The following is a 12,609-nucleotide window of genomic DNA, read 5'->3' on the forward strand; positions in this document are numbered from 1 at the left end:
CGGGCGGGTTAGAGTTCAGCGAAGAGGTATGAGACGTTCATGATGACCCAACACGAAACCGCCACATCGCCCCAGGAGGCGCTCGCCCAGGTCATTGGCTCGCGGGTCTTGAAACCCGGTGACTACGCAACCTCGATTGCGGGCCTCGGCTTCTTCAGGCGCGAACACCCGTCGCCGCCCGTTGTTTGCATGGTCGAACCGAGCATCATTCTTGTCGCCCAAGGCGAGAAACAGCTGTGGGTAGGCGGCGAGGGTTATCCGTATGACGCCTCGCGTTTTCTGGTCACCTCACTGGATTTGCCGGCCAACTCGGAGGTGCTTGCGGCGAGCCCGGAACAACCGTGCCTGGGGCTGACGCTCAAGCTCGATTTGCGCATGCTGGCAGAGCTGATAGCGCAGAGTGACCTGCCGCCCACCCGTGGACGTTCGGTCGCGAAAGGGGTGGGCATCGGTTCTGTGACCGCAGCCATGCTGGCGTCGTTCGAGCGCTTGTTGGCGCTGCTCGATGAACCGGAAGCCATTCCTGTTCTCGCCCCTTTGATCCAGCGTGAAATTCACTACCGTCTCTTGAAGAGCGATCAGGCGGGCAGGTTACGACAAATCACGTCTGTCGATGGCCAGGGCTATCGGATCGCCAAAGCCATCGATTGGCTGAAGTTGAATTACGCCTCGGCCCTGCGCGTCGATGACCTTGCCGCCCGGGTGCAAATGAGCACGCCGACTTTTCACCACCATTTCCGCCAGCTCACCGCGATGAGCCCGTTGCAGTACCAGAAATGGCTACGGCTAAACGAGGCGAGGCGCCTGATGCTCAACGAGCATCAGGACGTATCCAGCGCGGCGTTCAAAGTCGGCTATGAAAGCCCTTCGCAGTTCAGTCGCGAATACAGCCGACTATTTGGAGTGCCGCCCAAACGAGATATTGCGCTGTTGCGAGGGGCAGGGTAGCGACATGGTGAGATCATTCAAAAATGGTGGTTGGTCCACGTGCGGGACGCAACGTCTCCTCGGCGGCCAACCTTCAGTCAGTCACGGAACCCTGCGGTATTCTCCCGGCGAAACTGTCCACCAGGCTCGCCACCACCATCTCTCCCATTCGCGTGCGGGTCTGCAGCGTCGCACTGGCGCGATGGGGCTGCAGTACCACGTTCTCGTTGCCGAACAGTGTCTCGGGGACGTACGGTTCATCGACAAACACATCCAGCGCCGCACCCGCGATCTCACCAGCAGCAAGCGCCGCCACCAGATCGACCTCGTTGACCAGCTTGCCGCGCGCCACGTTGATCAGATACCCGTCCTTGCCCAGCGCCTGCAGCACCTCGGCATTGATGATGGCTTCAGCCTTGTCGGCAGCGGCCGCGAGAATCAGCGCATCACTGTTGCTGGCTAGCTGCTTCAGATCGGCGATGAAAGTGTGGTTCACATCGCTCATCGGCTGCAGATCGGTGTAACTGATCGGGCAGCCGAACGCTGCGGCCCGGGTCGCCACGGCACGGCCGACTCGACCCATGCCGACGATGCCGATGCGCATGCCCGACACCTGACGCGCCAACGGCAACGGGGCCAAGGGAGTCGGGCTATGGGGCCATTGCCCCGAACGCACGTAACGATCACTGGTACACAGACCCCGGCACACGGCAATCAACAAGCCGATGGCCAGGTCGGCGACATCTTCGGTCAGCGCGCCGATGGTCGCGGTCACGCGGATCCCGCGATCCCTGGCGTAAGCCAGGTCGACCGCATCGGTGCCCACGCCATTGACCGCCACCACTTCCAGTTTCGGCAATTGCGCCATGAGTGCCTGGCTGATACCGGTATGGCCGCCGGTGATCACCCCGCGAATGTTCGCGCCGTGCACCTGCAAATAAGCCGGCTTGTCGGCCTGCTGGAAGTAACGTCTGACGGTAAACAGCTCATCGAGCCGCGCGTTGATTTCGGGGATCAGGATCGGGCTGAGCTGCAAGACTTCTGGCTTCATGTAAACCTCGCGTAACAGAATAAAAAGTCCGGTTTAACCGCGACCGGCAAACGGCATGGCGCTGGCCATGACGGTCATGTTCAGGACGTTCGCCTCCAACGGCAGAGCGGCGATGTAGCGCACGGCATCCGCCACATGCTTGACGTCCACCATCGGCTCCACCGCGATGGTGCCGTTGGCCTGGCGCACGCCTTTGGTCATGCGCACCGACATGTCGGTCAGGGCGTTGCCGATGTCTATCTGGCTGCAGGCGATGTTGAATTCGCGCCCGTCCAGGGCCAGGGATTTGGTCAGCCCCAGCACCGCGTGTTTGCTGGCGGTGTAGGCGCTGCTGAACGGTCGTGGGGTATATGCCGAGATCGAGCCGTTATTGATGATGCGTCCGCCCCGTGGCTGCTGCCGGCGCATCAGTGCGAAGGCACCACGGGCGCAGAGGAAAACGCCGTTGAGGTTGGTGTCGATCACGTTTCGCCACTGCTCGAACGTCAGTTCATCCAGCGGCACGGCGGGGGCGTTGACCCCGGCGTTGTTGAACACCACATCGAGGCGTCCGTATACCTCGGTGATGGTTGCAAACAGTGCATCGACACTGGCCGGGTCGCGCACATCAGTGGGCACCGCCAACGCTTCGTGTCCTTCGCTGAGCGCCAATTCGAGCAATGCCTGTAAAGGCTCTGGCCGACGACCAGCCAATACCAGGGTAAATCCGTCGGCCATCAGAGCCAGGGCCACGGCGCGGCCGATTCCGCTACCGGCGCCGGTGACCAGGGCTACTTTCAAAGGACTGTTCATGTTGTTATCTCCTTTTTCAATTCACGAGGGCGTGTGCCGGGTTCAAGGTCGCTGACCGACGCGCATTTCCAGTTGGCCGATGCCGTCGATCCCGGCGTTGATGATGTCGCCCGGCTGCAGCACATCAACGCCCGCCGGGCTGCCGGTCATGATCAAGTCACCGGCCCTGAGCGCTACCGACTGAGAGATTCGGCTGATGATTTCACTGACTGACCAGATCTGACTGTCCAGGCTGTCGCGCTGGCGCTCTTCGCCGTTGACGTTCAGCCATAACTCGCCGTCCGGGTGTCCCGCGCGAGTCACCGGCACGATGGCGGTCATCGGTGCGGCGCCGTCGAACACCTTGGCACCTTCCCACGGCAAGCCATTGCTTTTGGCCGCGCGCTGGACATCACGACGGGTCAGGTCAAGACCGACGGCATAGCCCCAGACATAGGCCAGCGCCTGACTCTGCGGAATATTGGCGCCGCCCTCACCGATGGCCACGACCAATTCGATTTCGTGGGCAAACTCTTCGGTCAACGGCGGGAACGCCACTTCACCCGCCGCATCTACCACGTTGCTCGCCGGTTTCATGAAGAACACGGGCGGCTGGCGGGACTGGCCCTGGGTGTCTGGCCAAGGGTAGTTGCGGCCGACGCAAAATACCCGGCCAATGGGAAAGCGCTCCTGGCTGCCGGCAACCGGCAAGGTCACGGGCAGATCCGGGGTAAACACATACTCGGTCATCGTCATTTTTGTAGTAGTCCTGTTAGAAGCGTCAGCGTACGGCGGCAATCTTTTGCGAAGTTGGACGAATGCCGCCTCGTGTTGGAGAAATACGGCTTTTTTGACTCAGCGCACCTTGAGTTCAATGCGGTACAAGCGCCCGAGCAGCAACGAATAGGACAGGGTGCCAATCAGCGCCACGCCGCCAATGAACCAGAAGGCGTAGGCAAACGAGCCTGTCGCGTGGACGATGGCGCCAATCACGATCGGGGTGACGATCCCGCCGATGTTGGCGGCGAGGCTGGTGATCCCGCCGGTCAGGCCGATCAGTTCCTTGGGCGCTACTTCCGATACCGCCGCCCACGATGACGAGGCGATTCCTTGGGCGAAGAAGGCAATGGTCAGCACGGCAATGCAGATCACGTTCGAGTCGGTGAAATTCACCAGGACGATCGACATGCCCAGCATTGATCCGACCACCAAGGGCAACTTGCGCGCGAAGGACATCGAATAGCCGCGGCGGATCAGCAAGTCGGAGACGATGCCGGCCAGCAGAATGCCGACGGTTGCGCCCACGAACGGCAGCACCGCGAAGATCCCGGCCTTGATCATGGTCAGCTTGCGCTCTTCGATCAGGTACGTCGGGAACCAGGTCAGGAAGAAGTACAACGCCGAGGTGCTGGCGAACTTGCCGATGCAAATCGCCCAGATCTGCCGATAACTGAACAGCTCGGCGATCTGCCGCCAGTTGAACCGGGTGCGTTCCTGACTGCTCTTGACCAGTCCACCCCCGGCTTCGATGTACTTCAGCTCTTCCTGGCTGACGTTCTTGCAGTTCAACGGATCGCGGTACAGGTACAGCCAGATCACACCGAACACAATGCCAAGTATCCCGGTGCTGTAGAACACGTGTCGCCAGTCATAGGTCGTGGCCAGCCATAACAGCGCGCCGGTAAACAGTGCCGTGCCCAAATACTGGCCGCACACATAGATGCTGCTGGCCAAGCCCCGTTCGCGGGCCGGAAACCATACCGTCACCGCTCGGCTGTTGGCCGGAAACGCTGGAGCTTCCATGGCACCGACGGCCAGTCGCAGCCCGAACAGCGAAGCGAACCCTGTGGCAAAGCCTTGGCACACGGTGACCGTCGACCAACTGATCAGCGACACCCCGTAAGTGAACCGGGAGCCGAAGCGATCGGCAATGAACCCGGCGGGGACCAAGGCGAGTGCGTAGGTCCAGGCAAACGCGGAAAAAATCAGGCCCATTTCGATCTTGTCCAGGCCCAGATCCTTGGCCATGAACGGTGCGGCAATCGAGATGTTCACGCGGTCGATGTAGTTGATGATGGTTGCAATCAGCAGCAACGACAGCATGAACCAGCGCCGACGTGTCGGCAGGCGCTGAGACAGTGCGGCGTCCCGGGCGCCGGCGCTCACCGACGGCGCGGTGGACGGGGAGGTGTGCGAGTTCGACATGAGTAGACCTTTTTATTGTTAGAAGAATCGAGATGTTCGCGCGCAGCCGAAGCCGATGCCCCCAGTGTCGGGGCAGAGCAATCGCTACTTGAATGAGAGGCGCGGACAGCTGCTGTCAGGCGCTCAGATACGCCTTCGGACTGGCTCGATCGGGGGAGGGTTGGCGAGGGGGAAAAACAGATTCATCACGTGCGCACCTTTTGATTGTTTTTGGAAAGGTCGGGCTGAATTGGCTATCACGGTGGTCGTACAACCTTTCAAAATCAATGGAGGCGTTAGATCGTTTTTTCTTCTGAAAAAGGGGATTAATGCAGGTGTCCAAGAAAAATCTAATCAGCTAATTTCCTTCGTTGTGCTTTATGTGTTTCATAAGTAGATGTTTTTAAAAGATTAATTGTTTTTTGTGTGCTCGTTGTTTTTGGACAGACGAAACATCACACACGGATACAATTAATTCTCTGTATTTCATTGTCATCCTATGACGTGTTGAACCCAGCGGTGTCTGCCATCACAATCACCGCGGTCACCGCCTGCATCGCGGCGCGACGACAACCTGTCCATGTACCTGTCGAGGAGCCTCAGGCGATGTCGTCACCGAGTCGAGTACCCACTTACGTCATGCAGCAACGCAGCGAATTGACGGACTTCTACATCCGCGACAAAAAGGGACGGCGCGCCGAAACCAGTCCGCATCGCCATGAGTATTTCCAGATCCAGGTCAACCTCGGTGGCGATACTGTGCAGCACATCGGCAACGTCGAACGTCCGTTTCCGCGCAATACGCTGGCCTTCATCCTGCCGCATCGCGTGCACGTGATTCCGCATCCGGCAGACAGCAACTTCATGGTGATCAATTTTTCCCAGACCTTCCTGCTGCCGCATTTGCAGTGCGACCCGATGGACCTGGAGGAAGTCTCGATTCTGCTGGCGCCGGAGTTGTCACCGTTCCGCTTTCAGGAGCATCTGGATTTCATCCTGGCCGATGAGGATTTCAGCAAAGTCTGTGGCTTGATCGAGCAGATGCGCGTGCTCGATGAGAACCGTCAGTTTGGCACCCGCGAGATGCTCAAGGGGTTGTTGCTGCAACTGCTGGGGAGCGTTTGTGCCTTGTATGCCGAGCCGCTCAAACGATTGGCCGAAGAGAATGCCGCCGAAGTAAGCCGGCGCGACGCGCTGAGCAGGATGTCCGAATACTTGCGCAAGAATATTGCCGACCCTGATCTCAATCTGATCAAGGTGGCTGCTGCGACTTACCTGTCACCAACGTACCTGACGCACTGGTTGCGCAAGGAAATCGGCAAGACCTTCACTGAGCTGGTGCTCGAACGGAGGATGCACGCGGCACGCAATTATCTGCTCAATGGGACACGACCGGTGGGGGAGGTGGCGAGGTTGTGCGGTTTTGCTGACGAGGCTTATTTTTCCCGACGCTTTCGCCAGATACATGGCCAGCCACCCGGGCAATTCAGGCGTCAGCAACTCAATCCCGATACTCCGCAATCACCGTCCGGCACGTGATCGACAGCAGTGGGTGATGTGGCGGTAGATACCGAGGTCGATCCACGTGCACCGCTTTGGCCGAAACCGGACTTGCCGGCGCGTGCCAACGGCTGCCAGAGAATGTCCATCCGACAGGTCAAAGTCCTAGCGCGTCGAAAGATTGAGGTGTGATGTTTCTTTTGGGGGCTGTAGGTATTCAGTCAATCCCTGGAACCACATCACCTCCACGAAATTACCACTGATGCTCAAGTCTTCTGTACGCAAGCCTGTCAGGAATGCATCCTTACTGTCTTTTGCAGACAAGATGGCGAAACCCTTTTCTGCATCTTCAAACGTCAGGGTGAATGCTGGCTTTTGAGTTAAGCCGGCGGAGGATTTTATCTTGCCGTTTTTGATGGTGAAGTAGCGACCCACTCCACCCTCCGTTCGAATTTGAAAGACCAGCTCCTTGCCTCTAACGTACTTTGCGCAGCCGGGGCTTTTTTTGATCGCTCGCTGTAACAGCTTGGTCAAAGCCCATAACAAAAATTTAAACTTCAGCATGGTGAGCTTGCTCCGCAAGGGGGGACTCGTTGAGGAATTGAATGGCGTGTTTGAGAAAACGCTCAGGGCATTGGAATTGAGCACCGTGGCCGGCATCCGGGTACAGGAACAGCTGGGCGTTCGGGATGTTCTGAGCCATGTACCAGGAATTGACCGTTGGAACCATAACGTCATTCATGCCATTGAGAATGAACGTCGGCTGTTTGATCTCGCGCAGATGTTTGAAAGGATCGTTCGGGTCCAGCTTTGGCAAATAGTACATATTCGCTTCGATCTGGGCCTGTATCACTTCAGGAGAGCTGGGTGGGTCCTGGTCGACACGCTGATGACGGCGCTCCCAGAAATCACGTCCGGCCTGCTGTGCCGCCGGGGATCGACCGAAGAACAGAAACAGAAAGTCTTCCAGGGTCGGAACGGGGCGCGGTGCAGCTTCCAGCACTCCAGGGTCTGAATCCGGATTACCGCCACGAGGTCCGGTGCCGAGCAGCATGAGCTTGCGCACGAGGTCGGGATGGCGTCGTGTCAGGTCCTGGGCTTGAAAACCACCGAGTGAGAAACCTAGAACATCGACCTTGGACACGCCTAGCGCGCGGATCACCGCAGCCGCATCGTCGGCCATATGTTCGATCCGTGTCCGCGGTTTTCCGGATGAGGAGGCAATCCCGCGACCGTTGTAGAGGATGACCTCGCGCCCCGCAGCCAGGCCATCCGTCATGAGTGGATCCCAATGGTCCATGCCGCCGCGAAAATGTTGAAGGAAGAACAGGGGGGGCTGGCCTGTCGTATTGTTGCCCCAGCGGCGATAGGCAAATTTATCCCCGTCGACTTCCACGAAGCGAGTGGGGGCGGTGAAATGGGTGTCGGTCATTGGCGTCTTCCAGAGTGGCTATTGTGGTGATCGATGCGAGCTAACCTCGGGCTCAGGCCCGTGCGCGCATGCGCCGCGTACGGAACGTGCCCCAGCCGCTTTTCATCACTGATTTTGAAAATGCCCACAGCCCACTTTCGTTGGGACGCGGATCACCACCATTGGCGATTCGTTTGAGCTGCAGCGTGTACCAGAAGATTTCCATGACGCCCATCTGATCGATTTGCTTGATGCCTGTGGTGATCGGCCGTACACGTTGCGAACTGTCTTGCCCTTGCAGCAGGGCCGCCGGTGCCTCGGGATCAATGGCCAATAACCGCGCGAGGCCAATGACATCGAGCGCTCCAGAACGCAGCGCAGCGTTCATGGCGGCGGCACTGCGAAAACCGCCAGTGACCATCAAAGGCACCTTGATCGAGGCGCGCACCTTTTCAGCAAACTCAAGAAAGTAAGCCTCACGCGCTACGGTGGATGCTTTTTTCGTCTCCTGGAGCCCGCCGCTCATGGCTGGAGCCTCGTAGGTGCCCCCCGAAATCTCAATCAGGTCGATGCCTGCTTCGGCAAGTGCATGAATCGTCGCCATCGATTCCTCTTCGGTGAAGCCTCCGCGCTGGAAATCTGCTGAGTTGAGCTTGATGCCGACGGGAAATTCGGCACCGACCTGGCGGCGAATCTCGGCGTAAACAGCCAACACGAAACGTCGACGTTTTTCCGGGCTGCCACCCCATTCATCCGTACGCCGATTGTGGTGTGGCGAGAGGAACTGGTTGATCAGATAACCGTGCGCGCCATGGATTTGCACGCCGCTGAAGCCGGCCTCCTTGCAGATGGCCGCGCTGCGTCCAAAGCGCCGGATGATGTCTTCGATCTCGGCCGTGGTGGCTTCGCGTGGAGTCTCGAACAGTGCGGCCATGTCCTCGCGAAAGGGCACGGCCGACGGCGCGAGGTTGCTGGCATTCAAGCCTTTGGTCGACTGTTTTCCGGGGTGATTGAGCTGCACCCAGATCGCCGCTCCCTGCCCGGTTGCCGCACGAGCCCACTGGCGTAACACAGGCAGGTCCGCTTCATCCTCGATCACCACGTTGCCTGGTTCACCGAGCGCACGCCGGTCGATCATCACATTTCCGGTGATGAGCAAACCAATGCCCGAGGCGGACCAGCGCCGGTACAACTCGACCAGTTTCAACGTCGGATGATTGTTGTAGGTGCCCAGCGTTTCGCTCATGGATGCCTTGGCGAGGCGATTGCGAAAAGCGCTGCCGTTCGGGAGTTGCAAGGGCTGGCTCAGCAGATTTTCTTCAGGCGAGGAGGCGGTCATGGTGAGTTCTCTATAAGGTCTGATTCAAGATTGAAGGGTGTGCAGCGGAATGGCGTTCGATATCCGCTTGTTTTTCACTGGGATGTACGACATGGCATGCTCGGTCAGCGCGGTAATCGTCAGGCTTGGATTAACCCCGAGATTGGCGCTGAGCATCGAGCCGTCACAAACCAGCAGGTTCTGATAGCCGAAGACCCGGTTCTGTACGTCCATCACGCCGCGCTCCGGTGAGTCCGCCATCGCACAGCCGCCCATGCAATGCGCCGTGGTCGGGATGTTGAATAAAATCTCGGAGAGAAAAGTGGTAGGTATGCCACCGAGCGCCTTTGCACCCTTTTCAGCAAAGGCATTCGCCTCCGGAATGAAGGTGGGGATGGGGCCGCCTTCGCTGGCGAGCTGTTTCGCGAACGGCCAAAACCAGCGACGCTTGAGCCGCATGTCGAGAGACGCGTCCGCTGTCTGCATCACCAGCAGTAACATGGTCTGACGGGCGAAACCGATAGGGTTGTGCACGAGCAATGCTTGCAGCGGATGTTTGAGCAGCGTCCATAGCCAGGTCAATATTCGCGTCCACCCCGGGCGCCCGCCGCATAGCAAGGTCATCATCAGGCCTATCGCATCCGAGCCTTCCGGGTAGCGCACGACTCCGATATGGGTGTGCTCATCAAGATAGATGCTGCCGCCCCCTGCCAGTCCCGGCGACATGCTCTTGTCCGCTGCCGGAAAGCGTATGCCGATAAGGGATTCGGCATTGGTGCGCACGCGTTTTCCGAGGTCGTCGCTGATGCGCGGCAATGAGCCGTTTTGCTTGAGCCGGAACAACAATTCCATGGTGCCCAACGACGAGGCGGCAAAGATCACGCCTCGGCAGCGAAAACTGCGGCGCTGTTTGGCGAACCAGGCGGTCGAGCATTCAGTGAAGACTTCATAGCCGTCACTGCCGTCTTCTTTGCCGTTGAGCGGTCGCACGCCCACCACCTTGGTCTCGGCAAAAACCTGGGCGCCACGCTTTTCTGCGAGATAAAGGTAATTCTTGTCGAGTGTGTTCTTGGCGTTGTGCTTGCAACCCATCATGCAGCCACCGCAACCGGTGCAGGTTCCGCGCGCCGGGCCTTCACCATTGAAGTAGGGATCCGGGTAGGTCTGGCCGCCTTCTTCACCATCGGGAGCAAAGAAGGTACCAACGCGTGGGAGGTGAAACGTGTGGCCCACACCTTGCAAATCCGCCATTTTCCTGAGGCGTAGATCAGCCTCGCCCATGATCTTGCTCTCTGTCACGCCCAGCATCTTTTCCGCCGTGGCGTAGTACTGCGGCATGATCCGTTTCCAGTCCGCCAGGCCGGCCCAGGAACCCTCATTCCATACGCTACCGCGCGGTGTCAGCAAGGCGTTGGCATAGGTGATGGATCCTCCACCGACAGCGTTGCCGCTGACGATCATCACGTGACGGAACAGGCGCATGTTGTAGAAGCCGAACATCTTCAGCCCGGGTCGCCACATCCAGCGCCGCGCGTCCCAGTTGGATTCTGGAAAGTCCTCGGCCGTCCAGCGTCGGCCCATCTCCATTACCCCAACGCGGTAGCCCTTTTCTGTCAGCCGGAAGGCGGAAACGCTGCCACCGAATCCGGAGCCAATCACGACGTAGTCGAAATCGAAAGATGGATTCATTGCGTGCTGCTCAGGCAAGCACTGCGATCAGGCGTGAAAGCACGGGTCATGCGGTGTCTCCTTGTTTTTGTAAGGGTGCTGCGGACACTGGTGGCAGGAGTGACTCTGTCATTGTGACTATACCATTCGTATATTTTTAATGCTATACGATTGGTATAGTATAATAGAGCTGCAGACGTAGACGCAGGAGGGGGCCAGTCAGAAACGGTAGGTTATCTGTGTACCTATAATGTGCGCGCTGTTGTCGTATTTTGCGCTGTAGCTGGGCTGTACGCCGGTTGTATTTGCCTGGCTGACAGAGGTGGTCGATTCCCATAGATAGCCATAAGCCAAATCGATGGTCAGGTCGGTGTCGGGAGAGAAACCTATGCCCAACGTCACGGCTTTTCGGTTGCCTACGGGGAGTCGGACGTTTCGATCGGCATTGCGGGCAGGTGATGGATCGTAGGCGAAGCCGCTGCGCAACAGCCATTGCGGGGAAAGCTGGTAAGAGGCCCCAACGGCCATCGACCAGGTGTCATGTAATTTAAAGTCATCTCCGAAGCTGCTAAAACCCAGTTGCTGGCCCAGCGGCGGTACACCACTATTAACGGCTTCGATCCTCTGAACGCGGCTCCATCGGGTCCAGGTTGCGCCCAGGTAGCCAGTCCAGCGGTCGTCAAAGTGATGGGTAAACGATGTGTCCAGCGACTCTGGCAACGTGATGTCTATTTTATTGCTGTATTTGCCATCGAGACCGAAAGCACTTGGCGAGTTGCTCACCTGCGTATGGCCGTTGACATGAAAATCAAGTTTTGAATGATAGGTGACGCCCCACGTGGTGGAGTCGTTCAGGTCGACCATCAGGCCGAAATTATAGCCAACGGCGTTATCGTTACCCTTGATAGTGATCTTCGTGTCGGTGCCCCCATTGAGCTGCCCTGTGGCCAAATAGGTTTGCATATTGTTTTCGATACGGTTCAATGTCAGCCCGCCTCCGACAGAGACATGATCATTGATGCGATAAGCAACGGCGGAGTTCAGGGTTTTGACTTGAACCTTGCTATAGGAGCCATGGTAGCGTCCCTGGAACGAACTTTCGTAATCGTTCACTAGACCATAGAGCGCGTACATGCCCAAGCCGAAAGTGAAGCGTTCGTCAATCGGTATGGATAAATAGCCAAAAGGGATTGTCGTCAGGGGTACGGAATCTCCTTTGTTGGTGCCTGGCGCATCGCCATGAGCGTTTTTAATATCGCTATTGACCTTGAACAAGGCGAACCCTCCGCTCACTTCCCTGCGCTTTAGCTTGCTCAGGCCGGCCGGATTTCCATAGACAGTACTCGCATCCAGGGCCGCGGACGAGCGCCCGGCATAAGCTGTTCCGGCGCTGCTGACGCTTTGCTCGTTAATGGATAAACCATTGGCCGAAGATAAAGTTGCCTGCCCACAGATAGCCAATGACAGAGTGAATATGAACAACGCTTTGCTTGACTTTAGTATCGGGGTGGACCCTGTCTCAAGATGACGTTTCAAACGCAGTACTGATTTCTGGGAAGGGCGAAGCGCAGAAAGATATTCATGGTTCATCTGGCGGTACCTATTGTTGTTGTTGTTGTTGTTGTTGTTGTTGTTGTCGGGATGAATAGAAATCGTGGGCGGCCGTATACATCAACAGTCCCGGCTGGGCTGGAGTAGGAGAGTGTTAATTAGGTCTTGCAGATATGTAGTTGTTTTTTAGTTGCAGAGCCCTCTCTGGAATATCACGTGCTCAGGCGA

Annotated in this window: 11 protein-coding genes; 2 read left to right on the forward strand and 9 right to left on the reverse strand. The window is 57.9% G+C overall.

Features of this window, described 5'->3' with window-relative positions:
• Positions 1–39: 39 nt before the first annotated feature.
• Positions 40–948 carry an AraC family transcriptional regulator gene (locus KW849_RS04460; RefSeq protein ID WP_218428036.1) on the forward strand — a complete coding sequence of 303 codons (909 nt, stop codon included), beginning with the start codon at positions 40–42 and terminating at the stop codon, positions 946–948.
• A gap of 73 nt (positions 949–1,021) precedes the next feature.
• Here the strand turns inward: KW849_RS04460 and KW849_RS04465 are convergent, their stop codons facing one another.
• The 4 genes from KW849_RS04465 to KW849_RS04480 form a co-directional block, all read right to left on the reverse strand.
• A complete protein-coding gene (locus tag KW849_RS04465) occupies positions 1,022–1,978 on the reverse strand; it encodes a 2-hydroxyacid dehydrogenase (RefSeq protein ID WP_218428038.1) in 957 nt (318 codons plus the stop codon).
• 33 nt (positions 1,979–2,011) lie between these two features.
• Positions 2,012–2,770, reverse strand: a complete 759-nt coding sequence (locus KW849_RS04470; RefSeq protein ID WP_218428040.1) for an SDR family oxidoreductase — start codon at positions 2,768–2,770, stop codon at positions 2,012–2,014.
• 42 nt (positions 2,771–2,812) lie between these two features.
• The gene (locus tag KW849_RS04475) at positions 2,813–3,505 is read right to left on the reverse strand and encodes a fumarylacetoacetate hydrolase family protein (protein ID WP_218428042.1); all 693 of its coding nucleotides are present in this window, start codon (positions 3,503–3,505) and stop codon (positions 2,813–2,815) included.
• Positions 3,506–3,604: 99 nt separating this feature from the next.
• A complete protein-coding gene (locus tag KW849_RS04480; RefSeq protein ID WP_218428044.1) occupies positions 3,605–4,954 on the reverse strand; it encodes an MFS transporter in 1,350 nt (449 codons plus the stop codon).
• 585 nt (positions 4,955–5,539) lie between these two features.
• Between KW849_RS04480 and KW849_RS04485 the strand changes: the two genes are divergently transcribed.
• Positions 5,540–6,472: an AraC family transcriptional regulator gene (locus tag KW849_RS04485; protein ID WP_218428723.1), complete on the forward strand. Its 933-nt coding sequence runs from the start codon at positions 5,540–5,542 to the stop codon at positions 6,470–6,472.
• Between the two features lie 126 nt (positions 6,473–6,598).
• Here the strand turns inward: KW849_RS04485 and KW849_RS04490 are convergent, their stop codons facing one another.
• The 5 genes from KW849_RS04490 to KW849_RS04510 all read right to left on the reverse strand — a co-directional run bounded on the left by KW849_RS04490 (position 6,599) and on the right by KW849_RS04510 (position 12,420).
• Entirely contained in the window at positions 6,599–6,997 is a 399-nt protein-coding gene (locus KW849_RS04490) for a helicase (protein ID WP_218428046.1), read from the reverse strand.
• Entirely contained in the window at positions 6,984–7,865 is an 882-nt protein-coding gene (locus tag KW849_RS04495; protein WP_218428048.1) for an alpha/beta fold hydrolase, read from the reverse strand. The genes KW849_RS04490 and KW849_RS04495 overlap by 14 nt, the downstream gene beginning before the upstream one ends.
• Positions 7,866–7,917: 52 nt before the next feature.
• The gene (locus tag KW849_RS04500; protein WP_218428050.1) at positions 7,918–9,183 is read right to left on the reverse strand and encodes an NADH:flavin oxidoreductase/NADH oxidase family protein; all 1,266 of its coding nucleotides are present in this window, start codon (positions 9,181–9,183) and stop codon (positions 7,918–7,920) included.
• 24 nt (positions 9,184–9,207) lie between these two features.
• The gene (locus KW849_RS04505; protein WP_218428052.1) at positions 9,208–10,851 is read right to left on the reverse strand and encodes a GMC oxidoreductase; all 1,644 of its coding nucleotides are present in this window, start codon (positions 10,849–10,851) and stop codon (positions 9,208–9,210) included.
• Positions 10,852–11,049: 198 nt separating this feature from the next.
• Positions 11,050–12,420, reverse strand: a complete 1,371-nt coding sequence (locus tag KW849_RS04510; RefSeq protein ID WP_218428054.1) for an outer membrane protein transport protein — start codon at positions 12,418–12,420, stop codon at positions 11,050–11,052.
• Positions 12,421–12,609 lie beyond the last annotated feature (189 nt).

The organism is Pseudomonas sp. PDM26 (genome assembly GCF_019219185.1).
Classification (GTDB): Bacteria; Pseudomonadota; Gammaproteobacteria; order Pseudomonadales; family Pseudomonadaceae; genus Aquipseudomonas.

Excerpts from the sequence above, each read along its gene's own strand:
- KW849_RS04460 (WP_218428036.1), top strand. The coding sequence starts at position 40 with ATGATGACCCAACACGAAACCGCCACATCGCCCCAGGAGGCGCTCGCC.
- KW849_RS04465 (WP_218428038.1), bottom strand. The coding sequence starts at position 1,978 with ATGAAGCCAGAAGTCTTGCAGCTCAGCCCGATCCTGATCCCCGAAATC.
- KW849_RS04470 (WP_218428040.1), bottom strand. The coding sequence starts at position 2,770 with ATGAACAGTCCTTTGAAAGTAGCCCTGGTCACCGGCGCCGGTAGCGGA.
- KW849_RS04475 (WP_218428042.1), bottom strand. The coding sequence starts at position 3,505 with ATGACGATGACCGAGTATGTGTTTACCCCGGATCTGCCCGTGACCTTG.
- KW849_RS04480 (WP_218428044.1), bottom strand. The coding sequence starts at position 4,954 with ATGTCGAACTCGCACACCTCCCCGTCCACCGCGCCGTCGGTGAGCGCC.
- KW849_RS04485 (WP_218428723.1), top strand. The coding sequence starts at position 5,540 with ATGTCGTCACCGAGTCGAGTACCCACTTACGTCATGCAGCAACGCAGC.
- KW849_RS04490 (WP_218428046.1), bottom strand. The coding sequence starts at position 6,997 with ATGCTGAAGTTTAAATTTTTGTTATGGGCTTTGACCAAGCTGTTACAG.
- KW849_RS04495 (WP_218428048.1), bottom strand. The coding sequence starts at position 7,865 with ATGACCGACACCCATTTCACCGCCCCCACTCGCTTCGTGGAAGTCGAC.
- KW849_RS04500 (WP_218428050.1), bottom strand. The coding sequence starts at position 9,183 with ATGACCGCCTCCTCGCCTGAAGAAAATCTGCTGAGCCAGCCCTTGCAA.
- KW849_RS04505 (WP_218428052.1), bottom strand. The coding sequence starts at position 10,851 with ATGAATCCATCTTTCGATTTCGACTACGTCGTGATTGGCTCCGGATTC.
- KW849_RS04510 (WP_218428054.1), bottom strand. The coding sequence starts at position 12,420 with ATGAACCATGAATATCTTTCTGCGCTTCGCCCTTCCCAGAAATCAGTA.